The sequence below is a fragment of the Staphylococcus sp. HL28 genome, assembly GCF_021117155.1.
In the GTDB taxonomy this organism is placed as follows: domain Bacteria; phylum Bacillota; class Bacilli; order Staphylococcales; family Staphylococcaceae; genus Staphylococcus; species Staphylococcus warneri.
The window spans coordinates 1-18,896 of record NZ_CP088219.1 but is presented as its reverse complement, the minus strand read 5'-3'; the positions used below and the strand labels follow the sequence as shown (position 1 = coordinate 18,896).

At 29.5% G+C, this 18,896-nt stretch carries 21 protein-coding genes and 1 pseudogene; 14 read left to right on the top strand and 8 right to left on the bottom strand.

The annotated features are described in order from the left end of the window. Nucleotides 1-60: 60 nt before the first annotated feature. From LPC11_RS12450 to blaR1, 3 genes are all read right to left on the bottom strand, one after another. On the bottom strand, nt 61-636 hold the full coding sequence (locus tag LPC11_RS12450) for a recombinase family protein (RefSeq protein WP_231307399.1): 576 nt from the start codon (nt 634-636) through the stop codon (nt 61-63). Between the two features lie 263 nt (nt 637-899). Beyond that, on the bottom strand, nt 900-1,280 hold the full coding sequence (gene blaI / locus LPC11_RS12445; protein ID WP_001284653.1) for a penicillinase repressor BlaI: 381 nt from the start codon (nt 1,278-1,280) through the stop codon (nt 900-902). After that, the gene (gene blaR1 / locus LPC11_RS12440; RefSeq protein WP_001096386.1) at nt 1,270-3,027 is read right to left on the bottom strand and encodes a beta-lactam sensor/signal transducer BlaR1; all 1,758 of its coding nucleotides are present in this window, start codon (nt 3,025-3,027) and stop codon (nt 1,270-1,272) included. Before blaR1 ends, blaI begins: the two co-directional genes overlap by 11 nt. Before the next feature lie 106 nt (nt 3,028-3,133). Between blaR1 and blaZ the strand changes: the two genes are divergently transcribed. The 5 genes and pseudogenes from blaZ (at nt 3,134) to LPC11_RS12415 (ending at nt 6,854) form a co-directional block, all read left to right on the top strand. Then, nucleotides 3,134-3,979 (top strand): penicillin-hydrolyzing class A beta-lactamase BlaZ, encoded by an 846-nt coding sequence (gene blaZ, locus LPC11_RS12435; RefSeq protein WP_000733274.1) that lies wholly within the window; start codon nt 3,134-3,136, stop codon nt 3,977-3,979. Nucleotides 3,980-4,045: 66 nt separating this feature from the next. Then, the gene (locus tag LPC11_RS12430) at nt 4,046-4,720 is read left to right on the top strand and encodes an IS6 family transposase (RefSeq protein WP_001105960.1); all 675 of its coding nucleotides are present in this window, start codon (nt 4,046-4,048) and stop codon (nt 4,718-4,720) included. 59 nt (nt 4,721-4,779) lie between these two features. Continuing rightward, nucleotides 4,780-5,046 (top strand): annotated as a pseudogene (locus LPC11_RS12425) (replication initiation protein); the annotation flags it as partial. Nucleotides 5,047-5,064: 18 nt separating this feature from the next. After that, entirely contained in the window at nt 5,065-5,550 is a 486-nt protein-coding gene (locus tag LPC11_RS12420; RefSeq protein ID WP_002487969.1) for a helix-turn-helix domain-containing protein, read from the top strand. 362 nt (nt 5,551-5,912) lie between these two features. Continuing rightward, nucleotides 5,913-6,854 (top strand): cation diffusion facilitator family transporter, encoded by a 942-nt coding sequence (locus tag LPC11_RS12415; protein ID WP_001831389.1) that lies wholly within the window; start codon nt 5,913-5,915, stop codon nt 6,852-6,854. A 40-nt stretch (nt 6,855-6,894) separates the two neighbouring features. Here LPC11_RS12415 and LPC11_RS12410 read toward each other — a convergent pair whose 3' ends face one another. Continuing rightward, on the bottom strand, nt 6,895-7,170 hold the full coding sequence (locus LPC11_RS12410) for a glutaredoxin family protein (protein WP_001831374.1): 276 nt from the start codon (nt 7,168-7,170) through the stop codon (nt 6,895-6,897). A 174-nt stretch (nt 7,171-7,344) separates the two neighbouring features. Here LPC11_RS12410 and LPC11_RS12405 point away from each other — a divergent pair, with 174 nt between their 5' ends. The 5 genes from LPC11_RS12405 to LPC11_RS12385 all read left to right on the top strand — a co-directional run bounded on the left by LPC11_RS12405 (nt 7,345) and on the right by LPC11_RS12385 (nt 11,705). Continuing rightward, on the top strand, nt 7,345-7,620 hold the full coding sequence (locus LPC11_RS12405; protein ID WP_001831396.1) for a metal-sensing transcriptional repressor: 276 nt from the start codon (nt 7,345-7,347) through the stop codon (nt 7,618-7,620). A gap of 14 nt (nt 7,621-7,634) precedes the next feature. After that, the gene (locus tag LPC11_RS12400) at nt 7,635-10,022 is read left to right on the top strand and encodes a heavy metal translocating P-type ATPase (protein ID WP_001832797.1); all 2,388 of its coding nucleotides are present in this window, start codon (nt 7,635-7,637) and stop codon (nt 10,020-10,022) included. Between the two features lie 33 nt (nt 10,023-10,055). After that, nucleotides 10,056-10,265 (top strand): copper chaperone CopZ, encoded by a 210-nt coding sequence (gene copZ / locus LPC11_RS12395; RefSeq protein WP_001831373.1) that lies wholly within the window; start codon nt 10,056-10,058, stop codon nt 10,263-10,265. 63 nt (nt 10,266-10,328) lie between these two features. Beyond that, on the top strand, nt 10,329-10,985 hold the full coding sequence (locus LPC11_RS12390; protein ID WP_001831384.1) for a hypothetical protein: 657 nt from the start codon (nt 10,329-10,331) through the stop codon (nt 10,983-10,985). A 192-nt stretch (nt 10,986-11,177) separates the two neighbouring features. After that, the gene (locus tag LPC11_RS12385; RefSeq protein WP_001831394.1) at nt 11,178-11,705 is read left to right on the top strand and encodes a GNAT family N-acetyltransferase; all 528 of its coding nucleotides are present in this window, start codon (nt 11,178-11,180) and stop codon (nt 11,703-11,705) included. Between the two features lie 267 nt (nt 11,706-11,972). Here the strand turns inward: LPC11_RS12385 and LPC11_RS12380 are convergent, their stop codons facing one another. The 3 genes from LPC11_RS12380 to LPC11_RS12370 all read right to left on the bottom strand — a co-directional run bounded on the left by LPC11_RS12380 (nt 11,973) and on the right by LPC11_RS12370 (nt 15,130). After that, nucleotides 11,973-12,524, bottom strand: coding sequence for a type III toxin-antitoxin system ToxN/AbiQ family toxin (locus LPC11_RS12380; RefSeq protein ID WP_002488419.1), 552 nt, complete (start codon nt 12,522-12,524; stop codon nt 11,973-11,975). A gap of 549 nt (nt 12,525-13,073) precedes the next feature. Next, a complete protein-coding gene (locus LPC11_RS12375) occupies nt 13,074-13,889 on the bottom strand; it encodes a hypothetical protein (protein WP_001832799.1) in 816 nt (271 codons plus the stop codon). A 41-nt stretch (nt 13,890-13,930) separates the two neighbouring features. Next, on the bottom strand, nt 13,931-15,130 hold the full coding sequence (locus tag LPC11_RS12370; protein WP_231307403.1) for a hypothetical protein: 1,200 nt from the start codon (nt 15,128-15,130) through the stop codon (nt 13,931-13,933). 148 nt (nt 15,131-15,278) lie between these two features. On the opposite strand from LPC11_RS12370, the gene LPC11_RS12365 reads away from it, so the two are divergent. From LPC11_RS12365 to LPC11_RS12350, 4 genes are all read left to right on the top strand, one after another. Further along, nucleotides 15,279-15,599: a hypothetical protein gene (locus LPC11_RS12365; protein ID WP_046464507.1), complete on the top strand. Its 321-nt coding sequence runs from the start codon at nt 15,279-15,281 to the stop codon at nt 15,597-15,599. Then, nucleotides 15,599-16,675, top strand: coding sequence for an ATP-binding protein (locus tag LPC11_RS12360; RefSeq protein WP_119548061.1), 1,077 nt, complete (start codon nt 15,599-15,601; stop codon nt 16,673-16,675). The genes LPC11_RS12365 and LPC11_RS12360 overlap by 1 nt, the downstream gene beginning before the upstream one ends. After that, complete coding sequence (locus LPC11_RS12355) at nt 16,675-17,277, top strand: hypothetical protein (protein ID WP_231307402.1); 603 nt, start codon at nt 16,675-16,677, stop codon at nt 17,275-17,277. The genes LPC11_RS12360 and LPC11_RS12355 overlap by 1 nt, the downstream gene beginning before the upstream one ends. Before the next feature lie 123 nt (nt 17,278-17,400). Continuing rightward, complete coding sequence (locus LPC11_RS12350; RefSeq protein ID WP_050969614.1) at nt 17,401-17,970, top strand: replication protein; 570 nt, start codon at nt 17,401-17,403, stop codon at nt 17,968-17,970. On the opposite strand, the gene LPC11_RS12345 is transcribed toward LPC11_RS12350, so the two are convergent. After that, nucleotides 17,961-18,896, bottom strand: a complete 936-nt coding sequence (locus LPC11_RS12345; protein ID WP_145541583.1) for a replication initiator protein A — start codon at nt 18,894-18,896, stop codon at nt 17,961-17,963. The two genes, LPC11_RS12350 and LPC11_RS12345, sit on opposite strands and share 10 nt — an antisense overlap.

Genomic DNA, 18,896 nt, shown 5'->3' with positions numbered 1-18,896 from the left:
CTTTGTATGATTAGGGTGTGTTTTGTTTAACTTTTACTATTGTTGAAAGTTAAGTTGTATTTACTTATCATTCTTTCCATCTTCTATTTTATTGAGATAGCGATAAATTGTTGTACGTGAAACTTGCCATTGTTCCGCAATTGTCTTAATCGGCGTGCCATTATCATATAGTGTTTTGAGTAGTTTTAAATCTTTATTATTTAGCTTTTCTGGTCTCCCTCCATAGCGTCCTCTAGCGCGAGCTGCAATTCGACCAGCTGAAGAACGTTCTAAAATTAAGTTACGTTCAAATTCTGCAAATGCCGCGAATAAATGAAATAACAATTGTCCTGTAGAACTTGATTTATCCATCGTTATATTTTCTTCTAAACTATGAAAACTTACACCTCGTTCGTTAAGCTCATTAACTAATGTGATTAAATCCTCCATATTACGTCCTAATCTATCTAATCTCCAAACAACAATCGTATCTCCTGACCTTGCAAATTCAATTGCTTTATCTAAACCAGGTCTTTTACTTTTTGAACCACTCATATGATCATTAAATATCTTTTCACAACCATATGCATTTAATCGATCCTCTTGTAAATGTAAATTTTGTAATCCTGTAGAAACTCTCGCATAACCTATTTTCAAAATACAATCCTCCTATACACACATTCAGTGTACCATAACTTAATTACAAGGTCTTTTGTGAACATAGATTATTTGTTGGGTTTTTGAACACACAAATATATGTAATACTCAATTATTTCGACGTAAAAAGAGAGTGTACAGAAAATGGTTATTTTCTGGACACTCTCATATTTAATAAAATATTTTAAATGTTATTAACAAAACTAATTTAATAAGAGTCAAGCATAGTTTACATATGTATTATGTTTGAAACATATCTCTAATTACTTTTTACTAATATCATTTAAAATGTCTCGCAATTCTTCAATTTCTTTGTTATTTAATTCTTCATTTTTCGCAAAATTCAGCACTAAACTTTTCATGTCCCCTCCATACAGTTTATTAAGAAAGGTTTTAGCAGTTTTCATTTTAATATCGTCTTCTTTAATATTTGATGAGTAAAAATAAATATTCTCTGATTTGTATCGTTTTATAATCTCTTTTTTATATAGTCTTGTGATTAATGTTCTAATCGTTTTATCGCTAACTTCTTTATATTTTTGAATTTCAACTACAATTTCATTAGCTGATACTGATTTTTTATCCCATATTATATTCATAACATCCCATTCAGCCATAGATATTTCAACTTGCTTATTGGCCATTTAAAACACCCATTTCTTTTAATATTTTTTCACTGATTAATTCAGCATTTTTCCCAGACGGCTTTCCATCTGATAAATGTGTAGCAAAATAATACTTATCATGATTTGTAATTACGTAACCTACAAACCACCCATTATTATACTTCCCGTTTACTATACCTGTACCTGTTTTCCCATACAGTTCATACTTTTCATTTTTCTTAATCAATAATGAAGAAGATAATTGATTCTTTGCTTTTTTACTAAAATGGTTATTTTGTTCCATCATATTTTTAAAAACTATTACTTGTTCAAGATTAGATATTTTCAAACTATCTTCCATCCAATAGCTTTTATAACTTCCCAAGTTTTCATTACCATAATTTAATTGCTTGAGTTGAGCCGCAGTATAGTTCTTTGGTATTTGATTACTAATACGTTCGAAGTACCAATTAACTGAATTTTGCATTGCTGTATTTAAATCTTGTTCCTTATTCCAAGACTCGAAAGGATAATGTTTATGATTCCATGACATACGTGAATTTTTATCACTTATGATATGATGGTCAAGTCCAAACATCGCTAAATAAATTTTATAAGTTGAATCAGGAGAATATCTCTTTCTACTTTCTTTTTCATTATAAATATAGTATTTGTCTTTCTTCATGCTGTACATGACGAAAGATCCACTATTTGAACCAAAATTTTTACTTTCATCTAAAATTTGGTGATCGTTCTGTAAGGGCTTTTTATAATTATAATCAGTTATGGATTGCCCCATCAAAAACTGGCTTTGAATTACCATGAGCAAAAAAGTAAAAATACAAATAAAAATTGGAATTAATTTGGACTGTTTTTTCAAATTGGCTTCTTTTATATTAATTAATCTTCTTTTGAGTAATGACTTTTTACCATTAAATGAATGGCTTAATATATTTTTATTAAAAAATGGAATATTTAATACGGAGTCCATAATAGATTCCGCATAAGTTTTAAATTCATTTTTGTTAATATTATTAAGAACAAATCTATCGGCTTCTACTTCATTGTCATGAATTATCTTTCTTTTTACAATATGTATTAATGGATTGTAACTCATAACAATAGAGAAGATATTAAAGATAATTAAATGTAAAGTATCTCTATTTTTAGCATGAGCATATTCATGCAATATTATATATTTTAGTCTTTTGTCAATTACACTTTTAAAATATGAACTAGGAATCAAAATAATATATTTCCCATACCAAAAAGTTATTGGAGATTGAATAGTCTCTGCTTTTCGAATCACAATATTTTTTTTATATTGATGGTTGAAAAGTATCGTATCTATTTTATTTTTTTCATTTTCGTTTAGATAAAGTGACTGTCTCTTTAAATATTTAAGATATAATAAGGATTTCAAAAATTTAAAACTTAAAATAATAACCAAAACTATCCAAATAACTGTGCAGATATTATCAATTGAATCCCAATTAAACTTATGGATATCTGTTGTGAACTCTTGAACAGGTTTGGTGGTATTTATGTTATGGTTCAAGTCGTGTGACCTACTTTCAACTGTGGGCGATTGATTATTCACATTATTAAATTTTATAAAAGAGAATTTAATTGGGATAAAAGGAATTAATCCAGCAAGCACAGTTAGATACCAAACTTTATAATTTAAACTATAATTAAAATAGCGTTTTAATATATACCTAAAAAATACTAACAATAGAAATATAAAACAAAAGCTTACTACGCTCATTATTAGTAATTTAGCCATTTTGACACCTTCTTTCAATTATTTATAATAAACAATTGACACCAATATTACAATTGTAATATTATTAATTTGTAAAAATTACAACTGTAATATTGGAGGGTTTATTTTGAAAAAGTTAATATTTTTAATTGCAATTGCTTTAGTTTTAAGTGCATGTAATTCAAACAGTTCACATGCCAAAGAGTTAAATGATTTAGAAAAAAAATATAATGCTCATATTGGTGTTTATGCTTTAGATACTAAAAGTGGTAAGGAAGTAAAATTTAATTCAGATAAGAGATTTGCCTATGCTTCGACTTCAAAAGCGATAAATAGTGCTATTTTGTTAGAACAAGTACCTTATAATAAGTTAAATAAAAAAATACATATTAACAAAGATGATATAGTTGCTTATTCTCCTATTTTAGAAAAATATGTAGGAAAAGATATCACTTTAAAAGAACTTATTGAGGCTTCAATGGCATATAGTGATAATACAGCAAACAATAAAATTATAAAAGAAATTGGTGGAATCAAAAAAGTTAAACAACGTCTAAAAGAACTAGGAGATAAAGTAACAAATCCAGTTAGATATGAGATAGAATTAAATTACTATTCACCAAAGAGCAAAAAAGATACTTCAACACCTGCTGCTTTCGGTAAGACTTTAAATAAACTTATCGCAAATGGAAAATTAAGCAAAGAAAACAAAAAATTCTTACTTGATTTAATGTTAAATAATAAAAGCGGAGATACTTTAATTAAAGACGGTGTTTCAAAAGACTGTAAGGTTGCTGATAAAAGTGGTCAAGCAATAACATATGCTTCTAGAAATGATGTTGCTTTTGTTTATCCTAAGGGCCAATCTGAACCTATTGTTTTAGTCATTTTTACGAATAAAGACAATAAAAGTGATAAGCCAAATGATAAGTTGATAAGTGAAACCGCCAAGAGTGTAATGAAGGAATTTTAATATTCTAAATGGTTCTGTTGCAAAGTTGAATTTATAATATAATTTTAACAAAAAGGAGTCTTCTGTATGAACTATTTCAGGTATAAACAATTTAACAAGGATGTTATCACTGTAGCCGTTGGCTACTATCTAAGATATGCATTGAGCTATCGTGATATATCTGAAATATTAAGAGAACGTGGTGTAAACGTTCATCATTCAACGATCTACCGTTGGGTTCAAGAATATGCCCCAATTTTATATCAAATTTGGAAGAAAAAGCATAAAAAAGCTTATTACAAATGGCGTATTGATGAGACGTATATCAAAATAAAAGGAAAATGGAGCTATTTATATCGTGCCATTGATACAGAGGGACATACATTAGATATTTGGTTGCGTAAGCAACGAGATAATCATTCAGCATATGCGTTTATCAAACGTCTCATTAAACAATTTGGTAAGCCTCAAAAGGTAGTTACAGATCAGGCACCTTCAACGAAGGCAGCAATGGCTAAAATAATTAAAGCTTTTAAACTTAAACCTGACTGTCATTGTACATCGAAATATCTGAATAACCTCATTGAGCAAGATCACCGTCATATTAAAGTAAGAAAGACAAGATATCAAAGTATCAATACGGCAAAGAATACTTTAAAAGGTATTGAATGTATTTACGCTCTATATAAAAAGAACCGTAGGTCTCTTCAGATCTACGGATTTTCCCCATGCCACGAAATTAGCATCATGCTAGCAAGTTAAACGAACACTGACATGATATATTAGTGATTAGCTATATTTTTTACTTTGCAACAGAACCCTTTTTATTTAAAAATCTCAATATTAATAAAATTAAAGCTAAAAAAGGACGAAAGATTGAATGGTTAGAATTTTCTTTTGAACCTGAGAAACGTATTCATTCGAAACGACAATCTAATATGATAAGTACAGGCAAACCAAAACAATATATAAGCCGTGAAATGACGCCACAATGGTTAAAAAATAACACTTATGAACCAACCACATCTAAGACATCTGCGTATACAGAAGAAGAACGTCAAGCGTTTTTACAAAAAATGAAAAAGTAAAGGAGACCCAGTTATTTGATGAAAACTGTAAAGGAAGTTTCTGAACTTTTAGATGTCTCTAAACAAACAATTCATTATCATTTAAAAAGTTTACCTTCAAATTTGAAGGTAAACAAAGTAGGTAACAAATCATTAATAGATGATAATACAATAGATTATCTAAAAACAATTTTAAATAAAAAAACGACAAAAGAATCGACAAAATTTGATGAAAAATCGACAAACAAAACAGAATCATTAAATAACCAATATAGCAGTTATATCGATAAATACATAGAGCATTTAGAATCAGAAATTCGACAAAAGAATCGACAAATTGACGATTTAACAATTGCATTAAAACAAGAACAATCTTTGAATTTAAATAGCCAAAATATATTAAGTAATACCAAAAAAATAGAAACTGATAATATAGATTCAAAAGAAGATATCATTACTCCAAAAGCATCAAAAAAAAATGAACAAAAACAATCTATCTTTTCTAAACTATTCAAAAAAAAATAATGTATTCACGCCTAAAGGCGTGAATACATTATTTTCTCTAAAAAGAAATTATCACTTGTTAATTATAATATAGTTAATATTTAGCAAGTGAAGTGTGGTTTATCATATGCAAAAATCCCACTACTGTCCAAAGCAAAGTAGGGTTTTTATTTAATATACAAAATACAAAGCATTTCTATATTGACAAAGGATAAAAATCATACTAACTTATGAATATATGAGCATATATTCATAAGTTAGTATGATTTTCTTCGAGTAACAAAACATTAATTGAAATTTTATATTTTTTAACTCTATAGTTATAAAAACAAAAATTCAAATTATAGAAAATATTTTTCATCATTAAAAAGAGGAGGGATTAAATGGAAAACGATCACAATCATAATCATACACATGGCGCGAACAAAAAGACTTTATTAATTAGTTTTATTATTATTACAAGTTACATGATTGTAGAAGGGTTAGGTGGTTTCTTTACTAACAGTCTTGCGTTAATTTCAGATGCTGGTCATATGTTAAGTGATTCTATTTCTTTAGGTATTGCTTTAATTGCATTTACTTTAGGAGCGAAGCAAGCTAATACAAATAAAACTTTTGGCTACAAAAGGTTTGAAATACTAGCAGCTGTACTTAATGGTATTACTTTGATGTTAATAGCTATCTATATTTTTTATGAAGCTATTGAGAGATTTAAAAACCCCCCTGAGGTAGCTTCTACAGGCATGTTAATTATCGCCTTGGTAGGCTTGTTTATTAATATTATTGTGGCTTGGATAATGCTGCGCGGGAGCGATGTAGAAGAAAACTTAAATATGCGTGGAGCATATTTGCATGTAATAAGCGACATGCTTGGATCTATAGGTGCAGTTATAGCAGCCCTTCTCATTATATTTTTTAGATGGGGGTGGGCGGATCCTTTAGCAAGTGTGATTGTAGCAATTTTAGTACTACGTAGCGGCTTTTATGTAACAAAATCAAGTCTTCATGTATTAATGGAGGGAGCACCAAGCAATATAAATACAAAAGACATTATTAAAACTATTAAAAAATTCAAAGAAGTTAAAAATATTCATGACTTTCATGTTTGGTCAGTAACTAGCGGATTAAACGCGTTATCTTGTCATATTGTTGTAGAAGATACAATGACCATTACTGAAAATGAGTTTTTACTTAAACGTATAGAACATGAACTCAATCATCAAAATATTCAACATGTCACAATACAGACTGAAACTTCTAACAATAATCATAGTGAAAAATTGTTTTGTATCGTGAAAGAAGAAGACAGTCAACATCATCATTAAATAAACAGCCATTATTTTTTAATAATGGCTGTTTATTTAATTATTCCAATATATTTAATATATCTTTTTTGTTATTTTCAAATCCCACGTAATATTTAAACAACTTTTTTTTACCCCAAAAAATTTTTTTATAAAAAACAAATAAGGGAACAATTCGGTTGCCTGATATTTTTTTCATTTCTTCTTCTAAGTCCAAATTTTGACTTACATCTTTATGACTATAACTAATCTCTTGAGAGTTTAAATACCTTTTTGATTCTTGGCAATCAGAGCATGTAGGTCTTGTGTAAAGCTCAAGTTGTATATTTTTATCCAAATATATCTCTCCTAATATAAGTTTTAGCATACATTTTATACAAGTGTACCTCTTAAAACAAACTATAAATATTAATTTTTTATATGAAACTTTTGTATTGACTTATACCTACTAGGGGTATAATATAGATTCCAACAAGAGATACCCCGTTAGGGTATATGAGGAGGGGTGAAATTGAACACTACTACTGTTAAAAACAATGACGCATTGCTCAATAGACTCAAAAGATTAGAAGGACAAATGCGCGGTTTACAATCAATGATAGCAGAAGATAGATATTGTATAGATGTACTAGTACAAATAACAGCAATACAATCAGCCCTAAAACAAGTGGGTTTTATAGTAACTGAAGACCATATATCTAATTGTGTAAGTGAAGGTATTAAAAATGGCAACGGAGAAGAAAGTATCAAAGAATTGATGGTTGTATTAAAACAATTTTCAAAATAGGAGGAAAGAAATAATTGAGTGAAAATATTAAAAAAACCTCATTAGGTATCACAGGCATGACATGTGCAGCTTGCTCGAATAAAGTAGAAAAAAATCTAAATAAATTAGATGAAGTTAACGCTAATGTAAATCCTTCTACAGAGAAAGCTACAATTGAATATAACCCCAATGTTACATCATTAGAAGATATTGCAAATACAATTCAAAAAACAGGTTATGGAGTTTTAACCGAAAAAGTGGATCTCGATGTAATGGGAATGACGTGTGCAGCTTGTTCGAATAAAATCGAAAAAGTTTTAAATCGAATCTCAGGTGTAAATAAGGCTACAGTTAATTTAACCACAGAAAGTGCTACTGTAGAATACAACCCTGATATGACGTCTGTAGATGAATTTCAACAACGTATTAAAAACCTAGGGTATGAGGCACAACCTAAAAAAGAAGCATCAGAAAAAAGTTCCCAAAAAGAAAAACAATTAAAACGACAGTTAATTAAATTAGTTGTTTCAGCTGTTTTAGCAGCTCCATTGTTAATGACAATGTTCGTTCATTTATTTGGTATTCAAATACCACATATATTTATGAACCCGTGGTTCCAATTTGTATTAGCAACGCCTGTTCAATTTGTTATTGGTTGGCAATTTTATGTAGGCGCTTATAAAAACCTTCGTAATGGGTCAGCAAATATGGATGTTCTTGTCGCTTTAGGTACAAGCGCAGCCTTCTTTTATAGTATTTATGAATCGATTAAGTGGTTAATTAATACAAATTATGAGCCACACCTATATTTTGAAACAAGTGCTGTATTAATTACTTTAATTCTTTTCGGAAAGTATTTAGAAGCACGTGCTAAAACACAAACAACAAATGCGTTAAGTAAATTGTTGAATTTACAAGCTAAAGAAGCACGTATATTACGCAACGGTGAAGAGACTATGGTTCCTTTAAGTGAGGTAAAAGAAGGAGACTATTTAGTTATCAAACCAGGAGAAAAAATACCAGTAGATGGCAAAATAATTAAAGGTATGACTTCAATTGACGAGTCAATGTTGACAGGTGAATCTATTCCTGTTGAAAAAATGCAAAATGATAATGTTATAGGATCAACAATGAATAAAAATGGAGCAATTACTGTTGAAGCAACAAAAGTTGGTAAAGATACAGCTCTTGCCTCCATTGTTAAAGTTGTCGAAGAAGCGCAAGGTTCTAAAGCGCCAATACAAAGACTAGCAGATATTATTTCTGGATATTTTGTACCTATCGTTGTAGGTATCGCGATTTTCACATTTATTATATGGATTTCATTAGTTCAGCCGGGACAATTTGAACCAGCCTTAGTTGCTGCAATAGCAGTATTAGTTATCGCTTGTCCTTGTGCGTTAGGCTTAGCTACGCCTACTTCTATAATGGTGGGTACCGGAAAAGCTGCTGAAAATGGCATTCTATTTAAAGGTGGAGAACACATTGAAGGTACACACGCTATTAATACAGTTGTTTTAGATAAAACTGGCACTATAACAAATGGCACACCTGAAGTCACTGATTTTAGTGGAGATGATCAAACATTACAATTGTTAGCTAGTGCAGAAAAAGGTTCTGAACACCCACTAGCTGAAGCTATCGTAAGTTATGCTAAAGAAAAATCATTAGAATTTTTAGAAGTAGACCATTTTGAAGCTATACCAGGGCGCGGTATAAATGCAACAATTGATGGTAAAGAACTTTTTGTCGGAAATCGAAAACTAATGAGTGAAAAAGGAATCCAAACTAATGAAGCTGAAACAAATCTCGCTCAATTTGAAAAAGAAGGAAAAACTGCAATGCTTATAAGCGTAGATAACGAATTGAGAGGGGTTGTCGCTGTAGCTGATACAGTTAAAGATACTGCCCAACAAGCTATTCAAAAACTTCATGAATTAGGTATTGAAGTTGCTATGTTAACTGGTGATAACAAACGTACCGCACAAGCAATAGCAAAACAAGTTGGTATAGACACGATTATTGCAGAGGTTTTACCAGAAGAAAAAGCTTCTAAAGTAGCAGAAATTCAATCTGAAGGTAAAAAAGTAGCTATGGTTGGAGATGGTGTCAATGATGCTCCAGCACTAGTTAAAGCAGATATTGGTATTGCCATTGGTACAGGTACAGAAGTTGCAATCGAAGCTGCTGATATAACTATTTTAGGAGGAGACCTTTTATTAATTCCAAAAGCAATAAAAGCAAGTAAATCTACAATTCGTAATATTCGCCAAAATCTATTTTGGGCGTTTGGTTACAATGTTGCAGGTATCCCTATAGCAGCAATTGGTCTGCTAGCACCTTGGGTTGCGGGAGCAGCAATGGCTTTAAGTTCTGTAAGTGTTGTCACAAACGCTTTACGTCTAAAACGTATGAAATTATAAGAATCTTATATTTCTTGAAAGGAGGTGACAACATTGACTAACGAAGTTATTAATGTAGAAGGTATGAGCTGTGACCATTGCAAGCATTCAATTGAAAAAGCATTAAATGGATTAGATGGTGTAACATCTTCAGAAGTAAGCTTGGCGAATGGGAATGTGGAAGTTGAATTTGATGAAAATCAAGTAGCTTTCAACGACTTTAAAGAAGCTATTGAAGATCAAGGTTACGATGTAATTAAATAATTTAAATAGTTGGGCATATCGTTTAATGATATGCCCTTATTAAAAATTAAGGAGGATAAAAATATGAATCATAATCATGAATATCATTCAAACAAACCCGAAATTAAAGCAAATGTTGTATATAGAGATGGTAATATAGAAATTACGTTAGAAGATGAATTTAATAATGCCCCATTATTAGATACTATGCATGAAAAAGAAATGCATTTCGTTTTAGTATCTAATGACATGGAGAAATATTACCACCTACACCCTCAAAAAAAGCATGAAGGTTTATTTATAATTAACCAACAATTAGAGCCAGGAACTTACCAGGCTTTTGTTGATGTTACACCAAAAAACCATGTGTATTCCGTTCATCCTATTGAACTGCAAATTGGAGATAAAATAACCTCTACAACATCTTTAAATTCTGATAAAAATTGGGTAAAAGTTAACAAAGGAGTTCATGTAACTTTAAATTCTATAAGTGCTAAAGAAGATGAACATGTCCCTTTAACTTTCAATACAGAATTAACTCCCCAACCTTATTTAGGAGCTTTAGGACATGTGATTATATTTGATGAGCAATTAACTGATTATATTCATGTTCACCCAGAATCACCTGATTCTACAACCTTTTATGCTCATTTTCCTAAAAAAGGGATGTATAAAATTTGGGCAGAATTTAAATTTAATGATGAAGTGCATAGATTTACTTATAATATTAAAGTTGCATAAATCTATTAGCAAAAGCTTAAAAATCAGTAAATTGTAAAGAGTTATTTAGATAATACAAAACGCTTTATAAAAAATCGAAAATTTAAGATAGAAAGTTGATGAAGAAAGTATCAAAAAATTGTAGTGGTTGTTTATATTGCAACATTCACTGAATTTTTATAGTTAATAACCTATTATTTAAGGAGTAATTTATTGATTAAGTTTGAATATTTTGAGGAGAAAGATTTTGATTTATTAATAAACTGGATAAACTCTCCTGAACTTTTAGTCAAATGGGCAGGTACAGATTTTAATTATCCCCTAGATGAAGAACAATTAAAGGAATATATTAAAGACACAAATAAAGAAAATTCTAGTAAAATAATTTATAAAGTTATCATTGAAGAAAATAATTCAAAAAAAATTATAGGTCATATTGCTTTAAATAATATAGATTTTAAAAATTGTTCCGCCACGTTAAGTAAAGTTTTAGTAGGTGATCCGCAAATGCGTGGCCAAGGATTAGGCCCTAAAATAATAAAGAAATTATTGAAAAAGGCTTTTGAAGATTTGGGACTACACAGAATTGAATTAGGTGTTTTTGCCTTTAATAAATCAGCTATTAAAAGTTACAAAAAGATTGGATTTATAAAAGAAGGAGAAAAAAGAGACTTTAGAAAATTAAATGGAGAATATTATAATTTATGGCAAATGAGTATGTTAGAAAGCGAATGGTCTTGAATAATTTTAAACAAAAATAGTCCTCTTATTTTAATAAGAGGACTATTTTTGTTTATTTAGAGCGTATTCAAAAATGACATTTTGTATATAAAATTTATTTTGATTCATAAGTAATTCAGCTAATGACTTCTATTTTATTAATTTTAGCTATATATTAATATAGAAATAATAGTAAACATCTAATTAACTAAGATAGACAATTACAAAGACTTTACACTAAAATTCTTCTGAGTATGTTGAGGGGAATTATTGACAGAATTATCTTTTTTACTGTTTTAAATCTTTCACATATCTTTCCAATGCTAAATAATCTACACACATTGATTCAAAAAATGAAACTTTTTTTATCACAGCATTTTTATATACTTTTTGGGCTTTATTTACGATTCTTTGATTTTCTTGCCTAATAAAAATTAATTGGTTAGTTAATAAGTTATAATATTCTAAATCTTGCTCCTTTATGTATTGCATATCTATTTTAGAAAGATATTTATCAGGAACAGGTATCATATTTAAAAATAATAGATATCCTAATCTATTTTGAATATTATTAACCTCAAACAATTTTATTGATAGTTGATTATTTAGTTTTTTATTTTCTTTAGGGGAACTTAAGGGGACAAAATAATTAAGATCATTAATAGATAATACAACTCCTAAATAAGGACGAGTGGATTTATTTAATAATACTCTCTCATCTACATTTCTTAATTCATTAATATAATCTTCATCAACATAGTATAATTTCATAATTTCTCCTACAGTATAAAAATAAAGCGACCAAATATTTGGTCGCTTTTCAATGTCTACTTGTGGCAAGACCTCTCCATTTTTTCAATTCCAACTTTTAGCATGGACTCTCTATTTTTTCAATGTCTACTTGTGGCAAGACCTCTCCTATATACATTTTAAATTTTAGCACTGTATAAATCATATGTCAATTTTTTATCTTTATATTATATTTCTCAGAACCGTTCAAATTGGTTTTCTAAGAGAAAAATGATTAAAGATTTACTAACTGATTTTTCATTAGAAATAAAGCAGGTAGACGCTTGGTACAAAATACTTTCTACACCGATACAAATCCACAATTGATTGGAAAGAGTAAAATCCTTTGACAAGCTAATTACCGTATTGTTGATAGTATAAGAAAAGACTTATTAACCAAAAAAATCCTACAAAATCAATAATAATAGTCTTTTACATTTCTCCACCAACCAATGTTATAGTCCAATTAACGAAAATGATTAGCAAAGTAATGATCCCTCTCTGCGACTAGATTGATTCTTGATAGATAGGCGAACTATATATATCATGTTCTAATATACGACCTTTGATAAGTTATTTTCTCTTAATCTAAATTTGTTATCATTTTTTCTTTTTAAATAAATTTTTGGTAATAATAAATGCAACTACATATAACTCAACTGTTACCATTAATGGTAACGTGAAAAGACCCATATACATAAATATATCATTTGCGTGCATTATTCTATCCCAATCATCAACGACACTGATGAAGTTCCACACAAAATACCCTGTAGGGACCCCAAATATTATTAAACCTATAATCATTTTTAACAGTAATTGTTTATCTCTTAGACTCATCGTAGCTATTTTAATGTCTTCTAACGTTAACCAAGATTTTTTTTGAGATGTACTAATTTTTAAATCCTTTATTCCTGTTATATCTTTTTCTGTCTGATATCCTAAGGCATCTTTTAGAATTAATTTATCTCTACCATTAATACTCACTCTATCTATAATTTCTCTTTCAATAATACAATTATTTACATTTTCTGCAAAATAGTTTTTTCTACGTCGTTTTCCTACAAATGGAAATATAAAAATAGGGAATAATAACGAATAAAGAACAAGTAATATAGCTGGCAAACTAATTTTATCCCAATCTGTTATATATTTAATCACTTCTTCTTTAGGATATGCACTGAGTGAATAAAAAATCATTGCTAACAAGTACATTAATGCTACTAGTGTTATAAATATGTATAAAATTATATTGATTATCAGTGTTTTTACTCTTTCCATCTTTTGTCTTTTATATAAAATATTTTGACTTAGAATTTGAATAAGCGCATATATAATATATATTACTGCAAAAATCCCTACTTCGTTAAAATTCTTGTATAGGTCAATCAAGAAATCCATATTTTTGAAATACACGTTAACTCCTCCAATTAAAGTGTATAACAGGTTACTAAGACTTATAAATTTTTGCTTAAGTTATGCCATATTCTCATATAGCCCATAAGTTCTGTGTATTCAGACTTCAACATACCGTTAAGTAAATCATAAACATCATCAAATTCTTTATTTATAATTTCATAAACAACTTTTGTTTTATTTCTATACATCCACTCTGCCACGCGTTCTGTTTCACTAGTACCATCTTTTAAAGTAACGGGTTTAACTTCAATTTCATTTAATTGTTTAAGTATCTTATTTTTACTCCAATGTACATTATTTAAATACTTCTTCTTTTTCAAATCAACAAACTTTTGTAAATTATTATTTATCGGTTGTTCATTATTAATATCAGGAACCTCCCACATTTTCGTATAATAAGACAGATTTAAAACAATTTTCTTAGTATCAAAAATATTAAAAATATTTTTGATATCTAGTATATCTAAATATTCATTAGAAAAACGTATACAGTTTTCTAAAAAATTACTATATTCTTTTTTCAGAAGTTCATATTTTTCTTTATTATCTATATCGTGATCCCTATGTATATTTTGTGCTATTTCTCTAGAATCTTTAATAACAGATTTAAATAATGATAGTTTATTTGAAAAATAACGTACGTCGTCTAATGATTTTGCCAGTGTATCACTTAATTGATTTAGGTAATCTATCATTATACTTTTATTATGTATATTCTCATTCTGTCTAATATATTTTGCTATTCTATTTTGATTAGGTAGCAACTCTTCGATTGATATATTACCTCGTTTTATTTTTTCAGGTTTTGTTACATCATCTCTTAATATTTCATCGATCATATCTTCATTAACATACTTTACTTTTTTGAATGCAAACTTCCTTTTTTGTGGGTAATGATATTTATTCCAATTTTGGTTTGTTCCATTTTGGATATTATTTAAGATATTATTACTTTTGTTTTTCACATAATCCGTTGTGACATTTCGTTTTGGGATACCTTCATTATAAATTGAAAAATAATTCCCATTAATAATATACGCAGCTTCTTCCAGAGAATACCATCTTTCCTCTTTACCATCTATATCCAAAAATTTTTTATAATTATCTTTAAATATTTCTTGTTCCATACTTAAATCAGACGCTTCTAAAATTTCATCGATTTTGTCCTCAGTTAATTGATTATTCATCCAAAAACTAAAGTCAAAATCATTGATACCTTTGTTATTAATGATAATCACGCTATTACCTCCAAAAACCGAATAAATTTTTTCACCTGTTATTTTATTATTTCATTTGCGAAAATTTAATCAATCTCAGATATCTTTGATTAATTCTATATATATTTCCTAAATGATGCGCATCAATAGGATAGAAAGGATGTTTCACATGAAAATTCAAGCCAATTTCAAAAAAGGCGGCTATTCAACTGAAATAGCGTCTAACTACATTGATCATAAAAAGCCGATTTATAGCTTAAGTACAGAACTTTATCCGCAACAGCGTTTTGAGAATAATCAGCCTACCGGAGAAATTATTGCGTATAAAGCTTGGTTTGTTCAAGAAGGTTTACCACCCTTCACAGTCAAATTTGAAAATGAAGTGACATTACCGAATTATATGAGCGTTATCACTTTTGATAATCTAGAAGCTTGTGAAGTACGCTATGATGTTTATTTCAAAGCTTCAGATCTGAAGGAGGTTAAATAATGACATCTAAAGAGCTCGAACAATATCTCCTACAAAGCTTAAATATGGCATTGGGATCCATGATGCAAGGCGAAACCAGTTATACTAATAGTTTTACCTGCAAGGTTACGGAAGAAGGTTTTTACTTTCTTCCTCGCCTGCCTGCAGGCTACATTATTGATGATGACTTATATCAAAAAATATTTCTCATTGCGAGTGCAGCTTTATATCCTAAGTTCACATTGTTAAAACAAAGTTCTGCATATTTCGTTCCTATGGACACAGATGATATTCACACTCAACGTGCATTGTTTTTTCCATGGCAACAAGGGATTTCTGAACGCTTAGTGATTACAGATTTAGATCAATTCACTTCTACACTAACACATCAACAAATTCCGGTCATGAAACAATTAACTTTAAATTATCAAAACATCACATCCATAGCGATCGCTGGTAATTCAGGTAGTGGTAAGTCGTATATGCTGACATACTTATTAAGTGTACTAAAACCCATATCTGAACTCATTATTGTTGATCCCAAGTTTGATACACCGAGTCGATGGGCACGTATCCATGATATTGCTGTGATTCATCCACATCAAAATCGATCTAAGTCTGATTTTTTATCTGAGATTAATGAAAACTTAAGTCATTGTTTTCAGATTATTCAACAGCGTCAAACCATTCTTTATGACGATCCAGACTATCAATTTGAGCACTTAACCATTGTGATTGATGAAGTGCTTGCTTTAACTGAGGGTGTCAATAAAGCCATTAAAGATGCGTTTTTTTCGTTACTATCACAAATTGCTTTATTAGGGCGTGCAACCAAAGTCCATTTATTACTGGTGTCTCAACGGTTTGATCATCAAACCATTCCAGTTTCTGTTAGAGAACAACTCAATGTGCTGATTCAAATCGGTAATATTAATAAAAAAACAACACAATTTTTATTCCCAGATTTAGACCCTGAAGGTATTGTGATACCTATTGGTAAAGGGACGGGATTGATTCAAGTGATTGATAGTGAATCCCCCTATCAAGTCTTACCTCTGTTATGTCCGACTTACTATACAAAGGCTGGTGTATTGTGATGAGAAAAACCTACTTCATGCGTGTGTATGATATTATCATTTACTTGTTTTTATTTGCTATTTTGACAGTGATGTTTAGTAAACTCTTTGACCTATTGAACATAGCTATATCTCAAATCGATATCATCGATATGCAAAATGTCACACACTATATCACAATCATTTCAAACGGTTTATATCAACTTACATTTTACTTGTTAGGATTAGCGTTGATGTTAATGGTTATCGATTTAACGATTCGTTTATTGAAAGACCAACTCACGAATCATATCAAATCTGTTTATCACACAATGGTTTTACGACATTATCTTAAACAAGATGTTGACACAGGCACGGCTCAAGATTGGCAAAATAACGGCAAAAGCAAAACAAATTCTGTCCAGCAATACTTTAATAAAATAGTTGGAAAATCCCTTGTTGATGTTCGTCAAAATGAAGTACGCGTGGCAATTAAAATCCCTCGGAAACAGCAGGCTCACGATATATTAAAAACGATTGAACCTCAAATTCATGAAGAAATTACACATATGCATCCGAAATATTACTTTTCAAAACCTCAACGACATCATCGTTATCTATGGTTTACAGGCCACAAACGTTAAGATACACATGCGTTGTGGTACACGAAGTGATAAACACAAGCGCATGTGTATCTTAACAGTGCCATGGGGTTACTACGACCCCCATGGCATCATTAATCAATAATCACAGAAAGGATGTCCAGGATGACGAAAGATAAACGTTCGAATAAGTGGGCTTTTTTAATATATGAAGAAAGCACGCCATCTAACTATCAAGATATTTTGGAACAGATGCATATTCCTTATATTTTAAGCCCGTGGCACAATCAAGATATAGATCAATCAACAGGATTAATCAAAAAATCACATAAACACGGTGCTTTATTCTTTGATTCTTTAAAAAGTTATTCTCAAGTCTCTGAATTACTTCAACAACACTTAAATACACCGAGCCATATTGAAATTATTATGTCTCCTAAGGGTATGTTTGATTATTTTATTCATGCCTCTAATTCAGATAAAACGCCTTATGATATTAACAATATTGAAAGTGGTTGTGGGTTTGACTTAAATCAATTTTTATTAGATCAAGGTCAGTCCGAAGTGTTTAATAACATTATTGATATGATTGAAGACCAAGATTTTATAGAATTTCAAGATCTAGTAATGTATGCGCGACAACATCATCTTTCTTATTTAAATTTAATTATTCAACGGACTTATTTTTTTGCGAAATATTTAGATTCAAGGCGACATGCGTCCAATCATAAATAGTGTGACGTGTCGAATATATAGTTTTGTGGCGCATTTTGACGGCGCATATTTAAGGAATGCATTTCTTCGAGTTCTGTTTTAATTGAACGCATTAAATAACCTTGCATGGCTTCAACATTTTCGTTTTTCTGAATTAAAGTTGCCTTAAAACGTTTGAGCACATTAATCATTTCAAACTCAATATCTTCTAACATGTATATTGTATTCTTCTCATTATTAAATGATGTTTTAGCTTTAAGTATGACACTTTTAATAATTTGTATTTCATTAACTTCAAAGTTATTTAAATAGTTTTGAAGTTGATCTGGCATTTCTTGAAGTAAATCATATTTAAGTGCTTCATTATTAAATTCAGTAGATTGATGATTTGTATGATTCGAATGAGAAGTATTATGATTATCTATATTTTCACTATCATTCATATCATACGTATCATTATTCTCAGTTTCTTTATAATCAGTATCATTATTCTCAGTATCATTAGACTTACAAATTGTTAGTTCTTGAACTATATTTTCGTTAGTTCTTGAACTAACAATTTGTTTGTTCTGGAACTTACGATTTGTTAGTTCCTTGTCATAACTAGGTTCTAAAAGGTATATTTTGTTAGGTCTATTTAGTCCTTGTCTTTCATTTATAATTAAATTGAATTTTTCTAGCTCTTTTTTCAATTTGATAATTTTAGGTTCTCCGTATTGTAAAATGGAGCATAATTGCTTATTTGTATATAGTAGATATATATTATTTTCTTTATCAATCCAGTTATTGATTTTGGATAATTCAAAACGATCTTTTAATAGAGCATACATAACCTTTGCGTCAGTTGTCATTTTAGAAAAATAATCATCTTCAAATAAAAATTTTGGAAGTTGGTAAAAACGAGATGTTTCAAATTCACTAGCAGAAATTTTTTTGAATTTTGACAT

Coding starts and splice junctions, on each gene's coding strand:
- blaI (WP_001284653.1), bottom strand. CDS start 1,280: ATGGCCAATAAGCAAGTTGAAATATCTATGGCTGAATGGGATGTTATG.
- blaR1 (WP_001096386.1), bottom strand. CDS start 3,027: ATGGCTAAATTACTAATAATGAGCGTAGTAAGCTTTTGTTTTATATTT.
- LPC11_RS12430 (WP_001105960.1), top strand. CDS start 4,046: ATGAACTATTTCAGGTATAAACAATTTAACAAGGATGTTATCACTGTA.
- LPC11_RS12420 (WP_002487969.1), top strand. CDS start 5,065: ATGAAAACTGTAAAGGAAGTTTCTGAACTTTTAGATGTCTCTAAACAA.
- LPC11_RS12415 (WP_001831389.1), top strand. CDS start 5,913: ATGGAAAACGATCACAATCATAATCATACACATGGCGCGAACAAAAAG.
- LPC11_RS12390 (WP_001831384.1), top strand. CDS start 10,329: ATGAATCATAATCATGAATATCATTCAAACAAACCCGAAATTAAAGCA.
- LPC11_RS12365 (WP_046464507.1), top strand. CDS start 15,279: ATGAAAATTCAAGCCAATTTCAAAAAAGGCGGCTATTCAACTGAAATA.
- LPC11_RS12360 (WP_119548061.1), top strand. CDS start 15,599: ATGACATCTAAAGAGCTCGAACAATATCTCCTACAAAGCTTAAATATG.
- LPC11_RS12355 (WP_231307402.1), top strand. CDS start 16,675: ATGAGAAAAACCTACTTCATGCGTGTGTATGATATTATCATTTACTTG.
- LPC11_RS12350 (WP_050969614.1), top strand. CDS start 17,401: ATGACGAAAGATAAACGTTCGAATAAGTGGGCTTTTTTAATATATGAA.
- LPC11_RS12345 (WP_145541583.1), bottom strand. CDS start 18,896: ATGTCAAAATTCAAAAAAATTTCTGCTAGTGAATTTGAAACATCTCGT.